This is a genomic window from Nocardia sp. NPDC051832 (assembly GCF_040681285.1).
Taxonomy (GTDB): domain Bacteria; phylum Actinomycetota; class Actinomycetes; order Mycobacteriales; family Mycobacteriaceae; genus Nocardia.
Genome location: NZ_JBFAYL010000002.1, coordinates 19,258 through 37,394, shown reverse-complemented (window position 1 = coordinate 37,394; position 18,137 = coordinate 19,258). Strand labels below are relative to the sequence as shown.

18 protein-coding genes and 1 pseudogene are annotated in these 18,137 nt (G+C 68.6%); 8 read left to right on the top strand and 11 right to left on the bottom strand.

Annotation, left to right across the window (positions count from 1 at the left end; translation table 11 throughout):
* Nucleotides 1-53: 53 nt before the first annotated feature.
* Nucleotides 54-824: an SDR family oxidoreductase gene (locus AB0M14_RS09820; protein WP_364991612.1), complete on the top strand. Its 771-nt coding sequence runs from the start codon at nt 54-56 to the stop codon at nt 822-824.
* On the opposite strand, the gene AB0M14_RS09815 is transcribed toward AB0M14_RS09820, so the two are convergent.
* The 4 genes from AB0M14_RS09815 to AB0M14_RS09800 all read right to left on the bottom strand — a co-directional run bounded on the left by AB0M14_RS09815 (nt 821) and on the right by AB0M14_RS09800 (nt 4,303).
* Complete coding sequence (locus tag AB0M14_RS09815; RefSeq protein WP_364991610.1) at nt 821-1,669, bottom strand: RNA polymerase sigma factor SigF; 849 nt, start codon at nt 1,667-1,669, stop codon at nt 821-823. The two genes, AB0M14_RS09820 and AB0M14_RS09815, sit on opposite strands and share 4 nt — an antisense overlap.
* A complete protein-coding gene (locus AB0M14_RS09810) occupies nt 1,659-2,093 on the bottom strand; it encodes an anti-sigma factor (RefSeq protein WP_364991607.1) in 435 nt (144 codons plus the stop codon). Before AB0M14_RS09810 ends, AB0M14_RS09815 begins: the two co-directional genes overlap by 11 nt.
* Nucleotides 2,094-2,179: 86 nt before the next feature.
* Entirely contained in the window at nt 2,180-2,938 is a 759-nt protein-coding gene (locus AB0M14_RS09805) for a hypothetical protein (protein ID WP_364991604.1), read from the bottom strand.
* Nucleotides 2,939-3,352: 414 nt separating this feature from the next.
* Entirely contained in the window at nt 3,353-4,303 is a 951-nt protein-coding gene (locus AB0M14_RS09800; RefSeq protein WP_364991602.1) for an ATP-dependent DNA ligase, read from the bottom strand.
* Between the two features lie 174 nt (nt 4,304-4,477).
* On the opposite strand from AB0M14_RS09800, the gene AB0M14_RS09795 reads away from it, so the two are divergent.
* From AB0M14_RS09795 to AB0M14_RS09785, 3 genes are all read left to right on the top strand, one after another.
* The gene (locus tag AB0M14_RS09795; RefSeq protein ID WP_364991600.1) at nt 4,478-5,800 is read left to right on the top strand and encodes a serine hydrolase; all 1,323 of its coding nucleotides are present in this window, start codon (nt 4,478-4,480) and stop codon (nt 5,798-5,800) included.
* Between the two features lie 68 nt (nt 5,801-5,868).
* Nucleotides 5,869-6,564 carry a hypothetical protein gene (locus AB0M14_RS09790; RefSeq protein WP_364991598.1) on the top strand — a complete coding sequence of 232 codons (696 nt, stop codon included), beginning with the start codon at nt 5,869-5,871 and terminating at the stop codon, nt 6,562-6,564.
* Nucleotides 6,565-6,702: 138 nt separating this feature from the next.
* The gene (locus AB0M14_RS09785; RefSeq protein WP_364991595.1) at nt 6,703-7,074 is read left to right on the top strand and encodes a hypothetical protein; all 372 of its coding nucleotides are present in this window, start codon (nt 6,703-6,705) and stop codon (nt 7,072-7,074) included.
* A gap of 6 nt (nt 7,075-7,080) precedes the next feature.
* Here AB0M14_RS09785 and AB0M14_RS09780 read toward each other — a convergent pair whose 3' ends face one another.
* From AB0M14_RS09780 to AB0M14_RS09760, 5 genes are all read right to left on the bottom strand, one after another.
* The gene (locus AB0M14_RS09780; RefSeq protein ID WP_364991593.1) at nt 7,081-8,403 is read right to left on the bottom strand and encodes a hypothetical protein; all 1,323 of its coding nucleotides are present in this window, start codon (nt 8,401-8,403) and stop codon (nt 7,081-7,083) included.
* The gene (locus AB0M14_RS09775) at nt 8,400-8,759 is read right to left on the bottom strand and encodes a hypothetical protein (protein ID WP_364991591.1); all 360 of its coding nucleotides are present in this window, start codon (nt 8,757-8,759) and stop codon (nt 8,400-8,402) included. The genes AB0M14_RS09780 and AB0M14_RS09775 overlap by 4 nt, the downstream gene beginning before the upstream one ends.
* Complete coding sequence (locus AB0M14_RS09770) at nt 8,756-8,926, bottom strand: hypothetical protein (protein WP_364991588.1); 171 nt, start codon at nt 8,924-8,926, stop codon at nt 8,756-8,758. Before AB0M14_RS09770 ends, AB0M14_RS09775 begins: the two co-directional genes overlap by 4 nt.
* Complete coding sequence (locus tag AB0M14_RS09765) at nt 8,923-10,785, bottom strand: hypothetical protein (RefSeq protein ID WP_364991586.1); 1,863 nt, start codon at nt 10,783-10,785, stop codon at nt 8,923-8,925. The genes AB0M14_RS09770 and AB0M14_RS09765 overlap by 4 nt, the downstream gene beginning before the upstream one ends.
* A 99-nt stretch (nt 10,786-10,884) precedes the next feature.
* A complete protein-coding gene (locus AB0M14_RS09760) occupies nt 10,885-11,145 on the bottom strand; it encodes a hypothetical protein (RefSeq protein WP_364991583.1) in 261 nt (86 codons plus the stop codon).
* 39 nt (nt 11,146-11,184) lie between these two features.
* On the opposite strand from AB0M14_RS09760, the gene AB0M14_RS09755 reads away from it, so the two are divergent.
* Nucleotides 11,185-11,931, top strand: coding sequence for a tyrosine-protein phosphatase (locus tag AB0M14_RS09755; protein ID WP_364991579.1), 747 nt, complete (start codon nt 11,185-11,187; stop codon nt 11,929-11,931).
* Here the strand turns inward: AB0M14_RS09755 and AB0M14_RS09750 are convergent.
* Nucleotides 11,921-12,253 (bottom strand): MmcQ/YjbR family DNA-binding protein, encoded by a 333-nt coding sequence (locus AB0M14_RS09750; protein ID WP_364991576.1) that lies wholly within the window; start codon nt 12,251-12,253, stop codon nt 11,921-11,923. The genes AB0M14_RS09755 and AB0M14_RS09750 overlap by 11 nt on opposite strands.
* Before the next feature lie 34 nt (nt 12,254-12,287).
* Here AB0M14_RS09750 and AB0M14_RS09745 point away from each other — a divergent pair.
* The 3 genes and pseudogenes from AB0M14_RS09745 to AB0M14_RS09735 all read left to right on the top strand — a co-directional run.
* Nucleotides 12,288-12,677: pseudogene (locus AB0M14_RS09745) on the top strand (NUDIX domain-containing protein); the annotation flags it as partial.
* 114 nt (nt 12,678-12,791) lie between these two features.
* Nucleotides 12,792-13,250: an SRPBCC family protein gene (locus tag AB0M14_RS09740; protein ID WP_364995612.1), complete on the top strand. Its 459-nt coding sequence runs from the start codon at nt 12,792-12,794 to the stop codon at nt 13,248-13,250.
* Nucleotides 13,251-13,322: 72 nt separating this feature from the next.
* On the top strand, nt 13,323-14,759 hold the full coding sequence (locus AB0M14_RS09735) for an MFS transporter (RefSeq protein ID WP_364991574.1): 1,437 nt from the start codon (nt 13,323-13,325) through the stop codon (nt 14,757-14,759).
* Nucleotides 14,760-14,762: 3 nt separating this feature from the next.
* Here AB0M14_RS09735 and AB0M14_RS09730 read toward each other — a convergent pair whose 3' ends face one another.
* Nucleotides 14,763-18,086, bottom strand: a complete 3,324-nt coding sequence (locus tag AB0M14_RS09730) for an arabinosyltransferase domain-containing protein (protein ID WP_364991571.1) — start codon at nt 18,084-18,086, stop codon at nt 14,763-14,765.
* Nucleotides 18,087-18,137: the final 51 nt, after the last annotated feature.

Here is an 18,137-nt window from a genome sequence, read left to right as displayed (position 1 = left end):
CGACTGAACCCAAGCACTTGCTTGGTTTCGCTCCGTCGGCTAACAATGACCCGATGGACGATTTCGCACAACGCTCCGGCGCCGCGCTGGTGCTCGGCGCCAGCGGCGGTCTGGGTCAGACCATCACGCGCATGCTCATCGAACGCGGCAGCGAGGTGGCGATGACCTACTTCCGCTCGGCGGGCACGCTGGAGCCGCTGCGGGCCGTCGCGAAGGAGCACGGCCGCACCGCGCAGGCCTGGCAGCTCGACCTGTCCGACGCCGCGCGGACCGCCGAGGTCGTCACCGAGGTGGCCGCGGCGTTCGGCGGCATCCACACCCTGATCTATGCCGCCGGCCCGCACGTGCCGATGGTGCATCTGAGCCGGATCGCCCCGGCCGACTTCCGGCGGCAACTGACCGAGGACGCGACCGCGTTCTTCAACGCCGCGCACGCCGCGCTGCCGCATCTGCGCACCACCCAGGGCAACATCGTCGCGGTCACCACCGCCGCCACCGCGCGATTCCCGGTGCGCGACAGCCTCTCCAGCGCACCCAAGGCCGCGGTCGAGGCACTGATCCGGGCCATCGCCGCCGAGGAGGGCCGCTTCGGCATCCGGGCCAACTGCGTCGGCCCGGGCATGACCGGTGACGGCATGGCGGTGCGACTGTTCGACTCCGGCGAATTCGACGAGCGCGCGCGGGAGATCGCCCGCGGCAATATCCCGTTGCGCCGCTTCGGCGATGCGAACGACATCGCCGAAGCGGTCTGCTTCCTCGCCTCCGACCGCGCGGGCTATATCAGCGGCCAGAAGCTGGATGTGGACGGCGGCTACGGCGCCTAATCCTTGAGCGCCTGCTCCCGCAATTGACTGAGCGTCTTCGACAGGATCCGCGACACCTGCATCTGCGAGACGCCCAGCTGCTCGGCGATCTCGGTCTGGGTCTTCGACTCGAAGAATCGCAGGATCAGGACCTTGCGTTCCCGCTCGGGGAGCGCCGCGATGAGCGGGCGCACCGCGAGATAGTCCTCCACATTGCGGTACTCCGGGTCGTCGGTGCCCAGGGTGTCCATCGGGGTGAGCGGACTGTTGTCGTCGTCCTTGTCGGTGGCGGCGTCGATCGGCGAGGTCTGGTAAGCATTGCGGGCGATCAGCGCCTGCGTCACTTCCACCAGGTCGGCCTCGAGTTCCTCGGCGATCTCGCTCGCCTTGGGCATCCGGCCCAGCTCCTGCGACAGCTTCTCCACGGCGGGCCCGATGAGTTGCTGAATCTCCTTGAGCCGCCGCGGCACTCGCACCGCCCAGGCATAGTCGCGGAAGTGCCGCCGGACCTCGCCCATGATGGTCGGGATCGCGAAGGACAGGAACGACGCACCGTGCGCCGGATCGAACCGGTCCACGGCCGCGACCATGCCGACCCGCGCGATCTGCAGCAGGTCCTCGAAGTTCTCGCCGCGCCCGGTGAACTTGCGGGCGATGTGCTCGGCCAGCGGCAGGCACCGCCGGATCAGTTCCTCCCGGACCTCGTGCCGGCGCGGATCCGCCGCGTCGAGCGCGGCCAGTTCGGCGAAGAGCGGCTCGATATTGTCGTAGCTGTCGCTGCCGCGGCGATTCCTGCCCGCCCCGCCGGTTGCCGCCCCGCGGTGCGGGGTGCGGTCAGGGCGAGGCGAAGGCGCCTCATCGCTCATTGATGGTTCCGCCTCTGACCCAGGTGAAAACGACGACCGTAGGATAACCGGAAACCGTTGCGTCGAACGGGGTTTGGGCCACCGAGATGGTGTCGGTCAGGGTCTCGACGATGTGCCAGCCGAAGTTGCCCTGATCCAGCGCGGTGTCGGTGGCCGCGACGCCGGACACCTGCACGGTGATGGCGCCTTCGCGATAGGTGAATCCGGCCTCGACCTCGGAGCCGGGCACCGCGCCCAGCATCAGGGCGGTGGCGATCTCGTCCAGGGCGAGCCTGATGTCGGTGACCTCGTCGATCCCGAAATCCGCGATGAGCGTGACGGTTTCGGCGAGCGCGCGCAGCATGGTCAGCTGTTCGAGCTCCGCCGGGACCCGTACCCCGATCGTCGTCGTACCCGTCGTGGACTCCGAAATCTTCTCGTCCATCCCATCACCGCTCTCTGAGTGGTCATCCGGCGAGCAATGCCGTTGCCACGCCGACCGCGGCGGTCAGCCTACCTCGAGGCGGTGGGTCAGGTCGGTGGTGCGATCTTCGTGATGACGATCGCGCCGTCCCGCACCGCCACCGTGACGAACTGGCGATAGGTGCGGACCGTGGCATCCGGGCGCATGTCGGTGATGACCACGTCGAACCGGCCGTCGGGCATCGGGGTGATCAGCACGCAATGCCGGGTGCCCTCGGGCACCGAGGCGATGCCTTTGTCGATCACCGCGGCGGCGGGCACCGAGGCGTCGGGTGCGGTCAGGGCGCGGGCGGCGATGCCGGAGCGTTCCACGTAGTAGGCGTGTTGGAACGCCAGGATCGCGTCCGGCCCGGTCTCGCTGGAGCCGATTCCGTTGCCGCGCACGAACTGTTCGGTGCGGGCCGCCTCACAACCCGGTCCGCCGCCCAGCGCCGCGCCGGCGACGGTGGGCGAGGATTCGCTCGGGCCGGTGGCCTGCGCGGTGTAGACGGCGACGATGGCTACGGCGGCCAGGGAGGCGCCGCTGGCCACCGAGACCACCACCCATGGTTGCCGGGTGCGTTTGCGATGACTGTGCGGACGCGACGCCCGGGCCGGCCACAAACGCTGGTGCGGTTCGACCCGGCGTGCGGGCAGCGGGCGGCGCGGTTCGATGCGCTGCGGGGCGGCGCGCTGCGGAGTCTGGCGCAGCGGGGACGTGTGCGGCTGGGTGATCTCGCCGCGCGCGGGCTCCGGATGCCGCGGTTCCGCGTGCTCCTGTAATCGCTGTTGCCGCGCTTGCCTGGCTTGCTGATGCAGTGGAATCATTCCCGGCCACAGCGGGACGCCGCGACCAGCCTGACCAGCGCGCCCCCCGAACTGACGCGCGCCGGCGCGGCCGCCTGGCTCGGATGCGTACGCCGACGACATGTTCGCCACACTCCCTTGACCGACGCCTTCACGGCGACCCCGGCATCTCCTCAATGCCGTTGTGCAGTACCAACATTGCATAACTCGCTGGGAAATGGTGGGCGAATGGGTGTGAAGAGCCGCACCGCCGGAAGATCTCCGGTGTGAGCCGAGCGAAAATGACTGCCCCGCAACGCATCAGACAACCCACCTGCCAGCGGTTGGGTCGCGCCGATCGTCGATGGCTAGCGTCCTGTTAACTCCGCGGCGCGCCGCGTCCCGGAATTCTGCCGGAGGCCACCGGCGAACGCGGATCGGCCACACCGGCCGGGACTACTTGTTCCGGGCGGCGCGGGCCCGGCGTTTGCCTTCGTGCATGGCCTGGACGCGGGCGATGGGGATGGTGTGGCCCTCGGCCAGCAGATCGGCGGGAAGGGTTTGGGGCGCGGGCATTTCGGTGGCCCAGGGGTCGCGGTCGCCGAGCAGTTCCGGGGCGGTGCGGAGGGTGAAGTCGGCGGGGGTGATGGTGTCCAGGTCGGACCAGGACAGCGGGAAGGAGACCGGGACGCCGGGGCGGATGCGGGGGCTGTAGGCGGCGACGACGGTCGCGCCGCCGGCGCGGGTGGAGTCGAGGAAGACCTTGCCCTTGCGGTCTTCCACGATGAAGGCGGTGGTGGCCAGGGCCGGGTCCAGGCGTTCGGCGCGGGCGGCGATGGCGCGGGTGGCGGCGGCCACGTCGTCGATGGCGAGGCCCGCGACGAGCGGGACGAAGATGTGCAGGCCCTTGGCGCCGCTGGTCTTCACCGCGCCGGCGAGACCGTCATCGGTCAGAGCCTGCCGGATGAGTTTCGCGGCCTCGACCGCTTGCCCGAACGGCTGCCCCTCGGGTGGATCGATATCGAGGATCAGGTGCGTCGGTCCTTGGGCGTGATCGGCGAGGAGCAGGGTGGGGTGGTATTCGATGGCCCGCTGGTTGCCGAACCAGAGCAGGGTGCGCACGTCCTCGCAGAGCGCGTAAGTGACTTCGCGGTGCGAACTCTCGGCCCATACGGTGACCCGCGGCACCCACTCCGGGGTGTACTTCGGCAGGTTCTTCTGCATGAAGGGCGGCTGCCCGGGCCGGATTCGGATGACCGACAGCGGACGATCGCGGAGCTGGCGCACCAGCCGGTCACCGGCGAACTCGAGGTAATCGATCAGGTCGCGTTTGGTCGCCTCGGCGCCGTCGAACAACGGCTTGTCGAGATTGGTCAGCTTGACGCCGTTGCGTTCCTCGTCGCCCATCGGCCCGCCTTCCCTGGTTGTGCCGCGCACCCCGAGGGTACGACCGCGGTACGACAAGTGTCCGCCACCCGCCCCGACAACTTCCGCCCCGACAAGTATGGGCACGTCAAGGCGTAATCCGGAGGTTGCGCGGCCCGATGTCCCGAGCAGAGGTTGTCGGGAGCGGAGAGTGCTGTGCGTCGTCTGGAAATTCTGGTGTTGTCGGTCGGCATGGCGGCGGCCGTGCTGTGGGGTGTGCCGAGTGTGGCGAGGGCGGAACCGGAGGGATTGAAGCACTGCGCGGTCAGTACCGGCCGCACCATGGAGACCGCGAAACCTGAAGAGGTGGGCTTGGATTCGGCCGCGCTGGCCGAGGCGATACGGATCGCGAACGATCCCTTGCGGCGCACCTTCCACGTCTTCCGGAACAACTGCCTGATCGCCACGGGGGCGCGCAACGCCGAGAACGGCGGCGTGGCCTGGAATCTGTGGAGCAGCACCAAGAGTGTGGTCGCGCTGGTCGCGGGCATCGCCGCCGACGAGCGGCGGCTGAACATCGACGATCCGATCGGGGCCTACCTGCCGCCCGGGCTCGGCGACGAGGCGCACCGGGCGATCAAGGTGCGGCACCTGCTGGACGAATCGTCGGGTATGCGGGTTGCCGTTGCCTCCGAAGGGATTACGGGTCTGGCGCAGTTCGACCCGAACGTGGTGGTGCAGGCGCTGGGACTGCCGATGGATCACGAGCCGGGCACGACCTGGCAGTACAGCCAGCGCGCGGTCGACCTGCTGGTCTACGTCGTGCAACAGGCGGTGGGTGAGGATTTCCAGTCCTATGCGCAGCGAAAGCTGTTCACGCCATTGGGGATTCCGGCCAGTGACTACTACTGGGCCCGGGATCGCAGTGGAAACACCTACGGGTACGCGCATCTGGTGCTGCCGCCGGCGGACTTCGTGAAGCTCGGCCTGCTGATCGGCAACCAAGGCGCATACGGCGGCACCCAGGTCGTGTCCGCGGAGTACCTGCGCCGCGCGAGCGAACCCTCCCCTGCCAAGCCGTGTTTCGGGTTCCTGCTGGTCGTCAACGGGCCCGGCTGTAGCGGCTCCTTCCCCGGGCTACCGTCGGACGCGGTGCAGATGTCGGGCATGATGCGCCAGGACAACTTCATCGTCCCCAGCCTCGGCCTGATGGTCAGCTGGACCGGGGTGACCGTTCCCGGTGACTCGGTGAGCTTCCCGCACGATGTGCTGCGCGCCGTCATCGCGGCGTTCCGCGCACCCGCCCTGCCCGACCCCGGGCCCTATACGCCGCTTCCCGATGTCAGCCTGGCCGACCCGATGGTCTCCAATCCGGACGCCCTGTTCGGCGTCCTCGGGCTCGGACCGGCCGCGTACCCGGGCTGCAACGTGGCCGCCTGCCTGGGCAAACCCCTCGCCGCCCCGTACGGTGACTGGCCCCCGGGCTGCTTCATCCTGGGCTGCGTGGGCACCCAGCCCGCCACCCCGGGTATCCGGTAGACGCAATCCGGAACGCCCGCTGTTCCGAATGTTGGTGTGTAAACATCGTCGTTCGAATGAGGTCACCCATGGACGCACAGCAGTCCGAAGTCCCGGTCAGATCCCACCGCCTGCGCGCCGCGACCCTCGCGGCCTGCGCATTGCCCCTGGCAGTCGCCGTCTTCGGGGCGGGCGCCGCGGCCGCCGAGGAGTCACCACCCGGTCCGGAGGTCGTCGAATCCGTACCGGCGGTGCCGGATCCGCTCGCGTTCCTGCAAACCTTGCTCCCGGCGCACCTGCTGCCGCCGCCGGCCCCGGTGCTGGAACCTGTTGTCGAGGAACCGCTGCCGCCGGTCGACAGCAATCGGATCCGCATCGGTGACACCCAGGTCGATCGCCCCGAGTGGCTGCCCGTCGACATGGCGGCTCAGATCAACGAGGCCGCCGGCGGCGCCGAGACAGCGCTGTCGAGCGCGTTGCAGGGGTCGGGGGTCGAGCCGTGGCGGGCCGAGCGCGTCGCCGACGACGTGCTCGGCTCCGCGGCGATCGGCGCGGCCGTGGGCACCGTCGTCGCCGGGCCCATCGCCTCCACCGGCGCGCTGATCGGCGTGGTCGCCGGACTGGTGGCGGGCCTGCCGTTCGCGCCCATCGGACTGGTCATCGTGCCCGTGGTCGGGGCGGCCCTCGGTTACGCGATGGTGGCCGCGCCGTTCGCCGCGGTCGGCGCGGTCGTCGGCGCCGCCGCGGGCGCCGTCGAGGGTATGACGGCCGCACCGCCCGCCTGAGACGAACACGAGTTCGGTCCCGGCGCTCCGGATCGACCCGATCGGCCGATCCCCGGGGTACCGGGACCGAATCGTTAGCTGCGGCAATCGTGGGCGACCTACCATCGAGAGAGGTTCGCCGACCGCGCAGGAGGCGCCATGGCCGCACCGAAACACCGGATCGCTCTCGCGGCGACAGTGCTCGCCGTGACCTTGACGGCGGCTTGCGGCAAATCCGAACCCGCCGACGTCCCACCGCTGCCGGCGCCCGCCCCGGCCGGCACTCTCACCATCACCATCGACAAGCTCGGCTACAGCGTCGCGCCGCCGATCCGACCGGGCGCGGTCGTCACCGTCGTCAACAACGATCCGGTCCAGCACAGCATCACCAGCCGGCGCACCGGCTACTTCGACTACGAGGTGCCGCCCGGGCAAACCGTCACCTTCACCGCCCCCGCCGAACCGGGCGTGCACCCCGTCTACTGCAAGTACCACGGGCTGATGGAGACGGCGCTCACCGTCCGCCAGTAGGACGCCTCACCCGCCGAAGAGCAGGTACAGGCCGGTGAAGGTGAAGCCGACCATGACCAGCATCAGCGCGAGCTGTCCGGTGGCGCGGTGTGCGCGCGGGAGCAGTCGCAGGCAGCGGTCGTGGGCGGCGGTGACGCCGAGGATGTGGCCGGTGAGCACGGCAAGGACTTTCAGGGTGGCGAGGACGGCCGGATGGGCCGAGAGGAAGTAGTCGACCTGATTGTCGGATAGCCCCGCGAGGTTCCAGCCGCGATCGAAGGGGTCGGCCAGCAGGAAGAGGGTGGCTTGCCCCTTCTCGACGAGGAATGTCAGGTAGTGGGCGATGAGATAGCCCGCGATGATCGGGGTGATGCTGTGAGCCAGCAGGCGTGGGAGGGGAACGCGCTCAGCGCGGGTCAGGCCGGGGACGGCCCGGGCGGCCCGGAGAAAGAGGATGCTGACGATCGCGATCACGGTGAGCAGTCCGAGAGTCCGGGTGACGGTTTCGGTGAGAACCGCTCCGCCGCCGCGGGAGTCGAGAAAGTTCCGCCAGGCGGGCAGGGCGGAGAGGCTGTCGAACGCGGTGGAGCCGAGCAGGGTCGCGGCCAGCACCACCGCGCCCGGAAGCACCGGGCTCGCGGCGAGATTGTTCAGCGGGGCGCGCAGCACCGGTTCGCCGGAGTTGTTGCGGCCGAACAGGCTCAGGCGTGCGAGCAATGTGCTGTAGACCTCGAACGGGTCGGCGCGTTCGGCCCACGCCGTACCGAACAGGGCCAAACCGGTCGCTGTGATCAGTACGTAGGCGAGCAGCCAGCAGCCGATGACCGGGAGTGAACCCGGTTCCGGTGCGGCCAGTTCCAGCCAGACGAAGGCGAACAGACCGGCGACCGCCGGGCGGTACCCCCACGATTCGGGATAGTCGAACACCCCCTGCCGCGGGTCGCGACGCAGCAGGGAGCAAGCGAGGCGATGCAGCGCGCGCAGCGGTGAGACGAGCTTCCAGACCGGGCCGAACAGCAGCGAGGCCGTCATGACACCGACCCACAGGTAGATGTAGAAGACGCCTGGGATCGGATTGCGTTGCGGGTCCGGCGAACCCAGGACCAGGACCAGCCCGAGGAAGATCGCGATCGCCACGCTCGGCACCGCGATCACGGTCCGCAGGATCGGCGAATCGATGACGGCGGGCAGCCGCCGCCCCGGCGACTCCGGATTCAGGCGAGGTTCCCGCCAGGCCACCAGCAGGATCGCGAAGGAGACCGTCAACGCCCAGGCGGCACCGATCAGCGCGTAGGACAACGGGATCGGCAGATCGTCGGCGCCGCCCAGGCCGTGCGCCAGTACCGTCACCGGACCTGCAAGGTGGTCACGGTCTTACCGGCCTCGTGCAGCTCCACCTCCACCTGGCCGGGAACGGTGACGGTGAACCGGAATTCCTGGCCCACACGCGGTTCGACGGCGAAGGTGTGCGGCGGGTCGGAGTGCACATGCAGTTCGTCGGGGGCGTCGCTGTCGACCTTCAGGACGATCGGCTGGCCCACTTCGGCGTCGGCCCGGCCGTTCGTGGGAGTCACCGCGTCGGCGGCGATTCGGATGGCGACAGTCGTCTCCGCGGGCGGGCCGGACGGCGACGACTCGGAAGTGGTCGAACAGGCGGACGCGATCGCAGCCGCGGTGACCAGTCCGAATATGCTGTGCGCCTTCAATTGTCGTCCTCCTGTCCGGTGCTGGTCGACTCGCGTCGCTCCGCTCGTCGATCGCGCAGGGCGATGTAGACGACCACCCCGACGATCGCGAACGCGGGCGCGAACGCGGGGATGGCCAGCAGGGCCGAGTGATCGGCCAGAATGTCTACTCCCGGTTCGTATCTCATTGGCGAACCAGATCCGCCGGCTCCGGATGCGCGGTGCGGCGGTAGGCCAGACCGATCCGCGCCGCGCCCCAGGACAGCGCCCAGATCAGGAGCAGCGAGCAGACCAGGACCAGCAGCGACGCGGCGGGCATCAGCCAGCCCGGGCTGTCGAAGGACCGTTCCCGTTGCAGCACGGTGACTTCGCTGACGAACGGCCTGGTGAACTGGTTGTCCGCGGCGACCTCGGTGGCGCCGATACCCGGGTCCGCCGGCATGAATACCGGCAGTGCGGTCAGCACCCGGCCGTCGTGCACACGCAGCACCGTCTTCCAGGTGCCGTACACCGGAACGGGTTTCGTGCTCTGGTACTGCCCGGGTCCGACGCGACGCAGGTGATCGACCACCAAACCGCGTCCGGGGCTTTCGGTTTCGTCGCCGCGCCAGCGGCCGAGCAGCTGACCCGTGCCGCCCTGCCAGGCCAGCAGTTGCACCCATTCCGGGTCGTCGCCGACCAGATCCGCGGGTGCGAGCGTGATCTCGGCGGTCACCATGCGGCCGCCGTTCACCGGTTCGGCATCCTGCAATCGGACTGTCGCGGTCGCGTTTTCGGGGACGTCGTGGCGCAGTCCGTTGGCGGTGGCGACGGCCGTGATCAGCACGGCGCCGATCACCAGCGCCCGCCGGATCGCGGGGCGCGGCAGCTGCTCACCGCACAGGACTACGCCGAGCAACGCGCCGAGCGCACCGCCCGCGATGCCCACCGGGACCGCCATGGCCAGCAGTTCCGGCCACATCGAGGCCGGCCAGGGGTCGACGAACATCCGATCCACCCACAGCGATTCGAGCCAGAGTCCGGCCGTGGCGGCGACCAGGCCGGTGAGCGCACCCCACCACACCGGTTTGCGGATCAACGGCAGCAAGGCCAGCAGCTCCACCACCACCGCGATGCCCAGATACAGCGGGAACACGTTGTACGGCGCGCCGAGCCCCGGACCGACGAGCACCGCGATGATCCCGCGCACCAGGAACGCGAACACCACCAGGATCACCGTGGAGCCGCGTCCGAGGGTGTATCGCGCCGCGACCAGCGCGACGGTGGCGGCGGCCGCGATCAGCATCGGTTGCAGCACCAGCCGGAATTGCGGGACACCGAAATCGAATTCGACCTGGAACACCGACAGGCCGATCACCAGGCCGCCGAAGGCGAAGCTGCGGGCGATCCACATGAAGGGCCCGTCGGCGCGGTCCGGGTCCGGCTTGTCCAAACGCCCTTCGAGTTCCAGCAGCAGCACGCCGATCAGCGACAAGCCCGCGCCGCCGATCAGCATCAAATGGGTTGGCCCCCAGAGGGTTACGTCCTGACCGAAGAGCCGGTGCCAGATGTCGTCGAGCGGAAACCCGATCAGCGCGTACAGCCCCGCGCCCGCCATCAGCACGCCGCCGATGGGTGCGTGCCAGTTCCGGGTGATCCGGATCGCGGCCGGGCCCGGCTTCTCGTCCAGCGGCAGGATGATCGCCAGCATGCCCGCGATGAACAGGAAGAACAGGCCCACCATGATGAAGTAGTGCGCCGGATTGGCCAGCGGGCCTTCGTCGCGGCCCTGCCCGATGTGCAGGCTGACATCCCAGATGAAGCCGAGCATCGCGGTCAGGATGGTGGTGATGAACACCCCGATCGGCAGCGCCACCCAGCCCGGCCGGTTCCCGAGCTGCCCCAGCCGGTCGGCCGCGGTCTTCAGCCAGGTGATCCGCCGCGTCCGGTGCAGGTAGGCCACCCACATCAGGCCCGCGGCGATGAGCGTCGCCGCCCCGGTCAGAATTATCACTTGATCCAGCGCGGCGCCCCCGCCTTCCGGTCCGCGCGCGAGTACAGGCCTCATCTTCTGGCACCGCTCTTTCTGTAACCCGGAGTCTCTTATAAGGGCGTATGCCCCCGATCCGAGTTGATATGCGGCGCAATCCAGACGTGGCCGAAACAGTCAGAACAGTCGGTCGAACTGCCCCGCGAGGTCCACATATTCATCGGCCCAGCCACTGGAGATCGACAGTTCCTGCAGCGGACCGGTCGGCGCGTACAGCACCCGCAGCATGAACGGCCGGCCCCCGCGCCGCACCTCGGCGACCAGCCGGTCGAACTCCGCGAGCGCCTCCTCGGTGTCCGCCCACCCGGCCCAGGAGAAATCGTTGTCCGGCAGTTCGATGAACCGCCGCGTCATGGCGAGAACCTCCAGCAGCGTCATCCCCTGAGGTTACGAGCCGACTATGACAGTCTGCGAGACATGAAGCGGCACATCGAGTTCGACCGTCTGCACAACTTCCGTGATCTCGGCGGCTACCGATCCGCCGACGGCCGCACCGTCGCCTGGGGCCGGATCTACCGCGCCGATTCCCTCGGCAAGCTGCGCGACGGCGACTGGGACCGTTTCCTCGACCTCGGCGTCGACACCATCATCGACCTGCGCTATCCCTGGGAGATCGAGGCCAGGGGCCGGGTGCCGCACGCCGAGCGCTTCCGCTACGCCAACCGCAGCATCGAACACCGCCCCTACGATCAGGCCGAGATCGATCCCGATCTCGACCCGTGGCGCTACCTGGCCGACCGCTTCGCCGAAGTCGCCGCCGACGGCGTCGTCGAGATCCGCGAAACCCTCGAACTGATCGCCGCCGCCGACGGGCCCGCGGTGTTCCACTGCGCCTCCGGTAAGGACCGCACCGGTCTGATCGCCGCCCTGCTCCTGTCCGCGCTGGATGTCCCCGAGGACCAGATCCTCGCCGACTTCGCCCTGACCGAACGCGCCACAGCGCACCTGATCGCCGACTGGAAATCCGCCAATCCTGGGCGCACGCTGCGCTGGCCCGGCTACGGGCGGGCGCCCGCCGAGGTGATGCGCCTGGTGCTCGCCGACCTGAACGACAGCTACGGCTCGGTGCGCGACTATCTCACCGGTGCGGCCGGCCTCAGCGCGGACGTCATCGCGGATCTGCGGGCCCGGCTGCTGGTGCTCGATCGGGGGATTACTCCGTGAGCAGGCGCGGGGGTGCGGCCTGCTGCCAGGAGTCCCGCACGATGGCCGCCAACTCGTCGCGGTCTTCCAGGGCGGCCAAACGGACTCGGACCCACGCGTTGTTCGCCTCGTGGCTGGCGATCCAGAATTTGTCCGGTTCGGCGAGGACCAGTTCGTCGCGCTCCAGGATCGGGCAGCGCACGGCCATCGAGGATTCCGCCTCCGGCAGGGTCAGGAAGAGTTTGCGGGCGACCTTGAAGATCGGCATTCCCCAGGCGAAATCCTCGGTCGTTTCCGGCAGCGACAGGGCAACCGCACGCACATCATCCCCAGTGGCACTCACCCTCGTATCTTTTCAACACCTCTACTGTCGTCGCATGGCGACTCCTGACTTCATCCGTAAGCTCCGGGCGAGCGCGGGACAGCAGTTGCTCTGGATGCCCGGTGTGGCGGCGGTCGTCTTCGACGACGCGGGCCGGGTGCTGCTGGGGCGGCGCGCGGACTCCGGGCGGTGGACGGTGATCGGGGGAATACCAGAGCCGGGCGAGCAGCCCGCCGCGTGCGCGGTGCGGGAAGTGTTCGAGGAGACCGCGATCCGGTGCGTTCCGGTGCGGATCGCGCATGTGCGTTCACTGCCGCCGCACACCTTTCCGAACGGCGATATCTGCCAGTTCATGGACGTCACCTTCGTCTGCCGCGCGGTCGGCGGCACCGCCCGCGTCAACGACGACGAGTCGCTGGCCGTCGGCTGGTTCGCCCTCGACGAGCTGCCCGAGCTGTCGCCGCACGAGCGACTTCGCATCGAGCACGCCGTCGCCGACGGCCCCACCTGGTTCGAACCCGCCCCGCAGACCGGCCCGCCGCGTGGTTCGATGGATTCCATGACGGACGACATCGAGGTGCCACAGGTAGTCATCGCCAGCCGGGAGGTCGCCGCGCCGGCCGCGACGATCTTCGAGCTGATCGCCGATCCGGCGCAGCAGCCGCGCTGGGACGGCAACGACAATCTGTCGGAAGCGCCTGCGGGACAACGGGTGCGCGCCACGGACGCGGTCTTCGCGATGACTATCACCAACGGGCACGTGCGGGAGAACCGGGTGGTGGAGTTCGAGGAGGGTCGCCGGATCGCCTGGCTGCCCGCCGAACCCGGCAAGGAGCCGCCCGGGCATCTGTGGCGGTGGGAGCTGGAACCGCTGGACGAGCAGCGGACCCTGGTCACCCACACCTACGACTGGACCCGGCTGACCGACGAGAACCGGCTGCCCCGGGCCCGGGCCACCACCCCGGACAAATTGCAGGCCTCGGTGGACCGCCTCGCGGAGCTCGCCGAAAAGTCCTGAGGCACGCCGATTGTGCACGCCGTCGGCGGGTAATCGCCCCAGCAGACCGATGGCGATCCAAGGCGGTGCCCCGTGCGAACCATATCCACCGATATTCCGGCACGTTTGGATCGGCTGCCCTGGTCGCGCTGGCACTGGACCATCGTCATCGGGTTGGGATCGGTCTGGATCCTGGACGGGCTCGAGGTCACCGTCGTCGGCAGTGTGGCGGGCCGGCTATCCGAACCCGGTAGCGGGCTGGCCATTACCGCCGCGCAGGTCTCCGGCCTGGCGGCGGCGCTGTATGTGGCGGGCGCCGCCACCGGTGCGCTGTTCTTCGGCTGGCTGACCGACCGGTTCGGGCGCAAGAAGCTGTTCCTGATCACGCTCGCGGTGTACCTGTTCGCGACCGCCATGACCGCGCTGTCGTTCAACATGTGGTGGTTCGTGTTCTTCCGCTTCCTCACCGGATTCGGTATCGGCGGCGAATACGCGGCGATCAATTCCGCGATCGACGAACTCATTCCACGCAAATACCGCGGGCGCATCGACATCGTCATCAACGGCACGTTCTGGCTGGGCGCGACCGCGGGCGCGCTGCTGTCGATCGTCGCGTTGAACACGGATCTGTTCCCGGCCGATATCGGGTGGCGGCTGTCGTTCGCGCTCGGCGCGGTCTTCGGATTGATCATCCTGTTCGTGCGCCGGACGATGCCGGAGAGTCCGCGCTGGCAGTTCATCCACGGTCGCGAGGAGGCCGCCGAACGCACGGTCGCCGACATCGAGGACCAGGTGCGCGCAGGGACCGGGGCCGAGCTCGAGGACGTTTCCGATCAGCGCCTGGAAATCACCCAGCGCCGCGCCACCGGGTTCGGCGAGATCGCCTCGGTGCTGGTGCGGTTGTATCCGAAACGCGCGGTACTAGGGTTCTCGTTGTTCATCGGTCAGGCGTTCCTCTACAACGCGATCACCTTCAATTACGCGTTGATCCTGACGAAATCCTTCGGCATCGACAACGCCTCGGTCGGCTACTACTTCGCGGTGATCTGCTTCGGCAATTTCCTCGGCCCGCTGCTGCTGGGCAAGCTGTTCGACACGCTCGGGCGCAAACCGATGATCGCGGGTTGCTATATCGGCTCGGCGCTCCTGTTGTTCGTCACCGCCTGGCTCTTCCAGGGTGGGCATTTGAGCGCGGTGACCCTCACCGCCTGCTGGACGGTGGTGCTTTTCGTCGCCTCCTGCGGTGCGAGCGCCGCGTATCTCACGGTGAGCGAGATCTTCCCGATGGAGACCCGTGCCATGGCGATCGCGTTCTTCTACGCCATCGGTACCGCGGCCGGTGGTATCGCGGGGCCGCTGGTCTTCGCGAATCTCGCCGAAGAGGGCGATCCCGGGCGGACCGCTCTGGCCTTCGCGATCGGAGCTACGGCGATGCTGGTGGCGGGGCTGGTGGAGGTGGTCTTCGGGGTGAAGGCGGAGCAGCGGTCGCTGGAGGATTTGGCGCGGCCGCTCAGTGCGTCCAAGGTCTAGGGGTTACCGGGCTTTGATCGGGCCGTAATTCGCTGTTCCCCACTCGTTTTCGGTGCGTGTTCGCAATGCCGCCGGGGGCGCTTCGACGATCGGTGTGAGCAGTTGCAGTTCTCCCCAGTCCCGCGTCCAGTCGTGTTCGAGGTAGGCCGGGAGGGTGCGCGGCCGGGTCAGCAGGCTGGTCCAGCCCAGCGGGCCGCCCGGCCAGGTTTCGGCGACTTGGGAATTGAGTTCGTCCGGTGCGATGCGCCAGACCGGAAGCTCTGCCACGCCGTGGCGATGTGTGAACGGTCGCTGACACGGAAAAGCGAGGCCCACAAGAGAATCCGCGAGCACCGGAGCCCTGCTGCCGACCAATGAGCTGAGTGTCGCCAGGTGCGGTAGGCGCGGCGGAGTCACCGCCAGCCACTGCTGCTCCGCAGGATCGCCGTCCGCCGCGATCATTCGAATCGCATTGGTCCCCTCGGGCACTCGATCCAACGCGATCGGAAGGTTCCGCCACCTCGGGGTGCCGGCGACACTCGGCGGCACCAGCTCGCCCAGCGGCCGGATGGTGCCGTCCCCGGCGCGATCCGCGAACTCCACCCGCAGCTGCTCGCCTTCGATTCGCCCGGCGATCGTCAGAACCACCACTCGGTAGGCGGGATCCTGCTGCGCGGCAGCCAGATCCAACCGATACCACTGCGTCGTCAGGCTCGCCGCACGCCGCTCGCCCGTGGTGTAACTGCCCAGCAACGGGACCCGTGCGGAATCCAGTCCGAACGGCAGTGCCGGGCCGCCGGGTCCGTCCCCGTCAGGCGCAAGCTCCCCGACGCCCTGAGCGGTGAACCCGATGTTCGCCGCGGCGAGCCCTTCGGCCGCCGAACCCACGAACGGCAGCAACGGGGAATCCGCCGTATTCGTCTCCACCAGCACCGAATCCGCCATCCCACAACGATTCCCACCCAGGCTACGCAGATTCGACAGCCCGACCGAATACGCCGGGTACCGCGAACCGGCCGCCGCGGCCATCGTCACCACCTCGAACAACACCAGCGCCGCCGCCACGACAGCCAGCGGCTGAGCGACGAAACGCCCTGGGCCCGAATCATTCTGATAGCCACCACGGAAGTAGCGCCGAACCGACACCAGCATGAACCCCACCGCCAGGCTCAGCAGCACCGCGGCGACACCAACCCCCGCAATTTCCGGAGCCCGATTCGACCACACCACGCCATACCCGGAGACGTACCACCATCCGTTCGACCCGGTAAAGCACACCGCCAGCAGCAACAGCACCGCAGCGGCGAACAGCAACCGGCGATACCGCACACGAATCACACTGCCGCCCAACACCACTGCGGCCACCGCGGCCGCCGGCCCCGCGTAAACCCCGAAATGATGCGTCCACTCGGCAGGCGCAAACGTCATCAACAGCAACGACATCCCGACCATCGCCAGCACCCGCACCACCGGCCCCCGCGCGACATCCAAACCCCGCCCACCCCCGCGTACCACGACAACGGCACACACCCCCCAACACAACAGCATCGCCAAAACCCCGAACCTCCGAGCCAAAGCCCCATCCGGAGTCAAGGAGAACAACGACTCCCACCGACCCCACTCCGCGAACCAAGCCGAATCAGCCCCCACCACCCGCCGCACCCGAACAGCCTCCCCCACCACCCCCAACCCCTGATCCGCAAACACCACAACCAGCACCAACCCACCCGCCGCCAACACCGGTGCCACCAACGCAAACAACCCCAGAACCCCCCACCCCCCGACCCCACCACCGTCAGCACTCCCCCTACCGAACCCCAGCCTCCCAACTCTGCGCGACAATCCCCCCGCGAACCGAAGCCCGCCGCCCAGCGGCCGACGCACCGCACTCGCACCACCGCCTGCCTCAACAGCGAGCCCTCCACCCGCCGCCGAGGCAGACCCGCCCTCTGCCTCGGCGGACGCACCCGAAATCGCAGCGAGTCGGTGGCGGGTGGCGGACAGTCGGCGGAGTACTTGCCGGGAGCCTGCGAAAAGTGCTGCCAGGCAGATCAATCCGCTCGGGTCGGCGGCGAGGGAGAGGGCGGTGATGAGGACGGCGATGGCGGCGGGGAGGAGGCGGCGGGTGGCGATCGCGCGTTCCATCGAGCACCAGGTGAGTAGGGCGCCGAGGGCGATCAGGGGTTCGGGGCGTAGGCCGTTGTTGTAGGGGAGCCAGATGGTTAGGAAGATCAGGGCGGTGGTCCAGTGGGACAGGGCGTTCGTGTGGATTCGGGAGCCTAAGCGCGGGAGGACTTCCCGGCTGAGTACCCACCAGCACAGTAGGCCCGTCAGCAGCGCAGGTAGGCGCATCCAGAGGCTGGCGTCGCTGAGCCGGGTCATCCAGGCCAGCACCTCGTACGGCCAGCCGAACGGGGCTTCGGCGACGCCGAACCAGCGGTAGTGGTCGGCGGTGTAGCCGGCCGCGCGGGAGGCTTTGGCCATGGTGAGGAGGTAGCCATCCTCGGAGGTGTTGGCGCCGATCACGTGCCATAGCAGCAAGATTCCGACGACCACGCCGTCGATGCTGGTGAGCCGCCACCAGCCGCTGGGCAGGAAGCGGCGCGCACGGCGGCCATCGGTGCTGTCGAGCAGGTGCAGGCAGATCAGCGCAATCAGCGTGCACAGCACCGCGCCGGCGATCGCGGCCATCTTCCACCGGCTCGGGCTGGAAGAGAAGCGGGAATCGACCTCGGCGTGCAGCCGGGCGTCCCCCAGTTGAGCGCGATCCAAATCCGTATAGACGCCGACGACTTGGGGGCGGATATCCTCCGCGATCGTCCGCCGAAACGGCGTTCCGTCGGGGCGCGTGAGACCGGAAAGTTCAGCGGTCGACCCAGCAGCGGTGGAGTGGACGATCAGCGCACCGCAAAGACCAGTCGCCGCAGGCTTTTCGCCCTCTGACGGCGATGGGATGGGCGAACCGCCGGTGATTTCGGCGATCGCGGCGATGAGCAGTAATGTCCCACGTAGCGAAACCGCCAGTGTGCGACCGATTCCGGCCCGGTCTTCGATCCGGACCAGTAGTCCCTTGTCGCTCGGTGTCTGCGGAGGCACTGTCGACACCACGGTTCCGCCCGGGAGGTCGCGGAGTGTTGTGCAGGCGATCGTGAAGTCGAGTGCCAGCGGGGAGTACTGGAGCAGCGGTGCGGTGACTTGGATCCCTTGGGGCTGAGGCCAATCCAGGCTCGCTCGATCCTGCCGTACCGGAAGCAGCGGGACGAGTACCGCGAGCAGCAGACCGAGACACCCCGAGAGGACGGCGATCAGTTGGACCCGGGGTAGCAGCCCGGGTGAATCCGCACGCACGATCGAGATGCTAGCCACAGCCGCCGGGAATCACCCTATGAGTTGGTCGGA

Coding starts and splice junctions, on each gene's coding strand:
- AB0M14_RS09820 (WP_364991612.1), top strand. CDS start 54: ATGGACGATTTCGCACAACGCTCCGGCGCCGCGCTGGTGCTCGGCGCC.
- AB0M14_RS09815 (WP_364991610.1), bottom strand. CDS start 1,669: ATGAGCGATGAGGCGCCTTCGCCTCGCCCTGACCGCACCCCGCACCGC.
- AB0M14_RS09810 (WP_364991607.1), bottom strand. CDS start 2,093: ATGGACGAGAAGATTTCGGAGTCCACGACGGGTACGACGACGATCGGG.
- AB0M14_RS09805 (WP_364991604.1), bottom strand. CDS start 2,938: ATGATTCCACTGCATCAGCAAGCCAGGCAAGCGCGGCAACAGCGATTA.
- AB0M14_RS09800 (WP_364991602.1), bottom strand. CDS start 4,303: ATGGGCGACGAGGAACGCAACGGCGTCAAGCTGACCAATCTCGACAAG.
- AB0M14_RS09790 (WP_364991598.1), top strand. CDS start 5,869: ATGGACGCACAGCAGTCCGAAGTCCCGGTCAGATCCCACCGCCTGCGC.
- AB0M14_RS09785 (WP_364991595.1), top strand. CDS start 6,703: ATGGCCGCACCGAAACACCGGATCGCTCTCGCGGCGACAGTGCTCGCC.
- AB0M14_RS09770 (WP_364991588.1), bottom strand. CDS start 8,926: ATGAGATACGAACCGGGAGTAGACATTCTGGCCGATCACTCGGCCCTG.
- AB0M14_RS09765 (WP_364991586.1), bottom strand. CDS start 10,785: ATGAGGCCTGTACTCGCGCGCGGACCGGAAGGCGGGGGCGCCGCGCTG.
- AB0M14_RS09760 (WP_364991583.1), bottom strand. CDS start 11,145: ATGACGCTGCTGGAGGTTCTCGCCATGACGCGGCGGTTCATCGAACTG.
- AB0M14_RS09755 (WP_364991579.1), top strand. CDS start 11,185: ATGAAGCGGCACATCGAGTTCGACCGTCTGCACAACTTCCGTGATCTC.
- AB0M14_RS09740 (WP_364995612.1), top strand. CDS start 12,792: ATGACGGACGACATCGAGGTGCCACAGGTAGTCATCGCCAGCCGGGAG.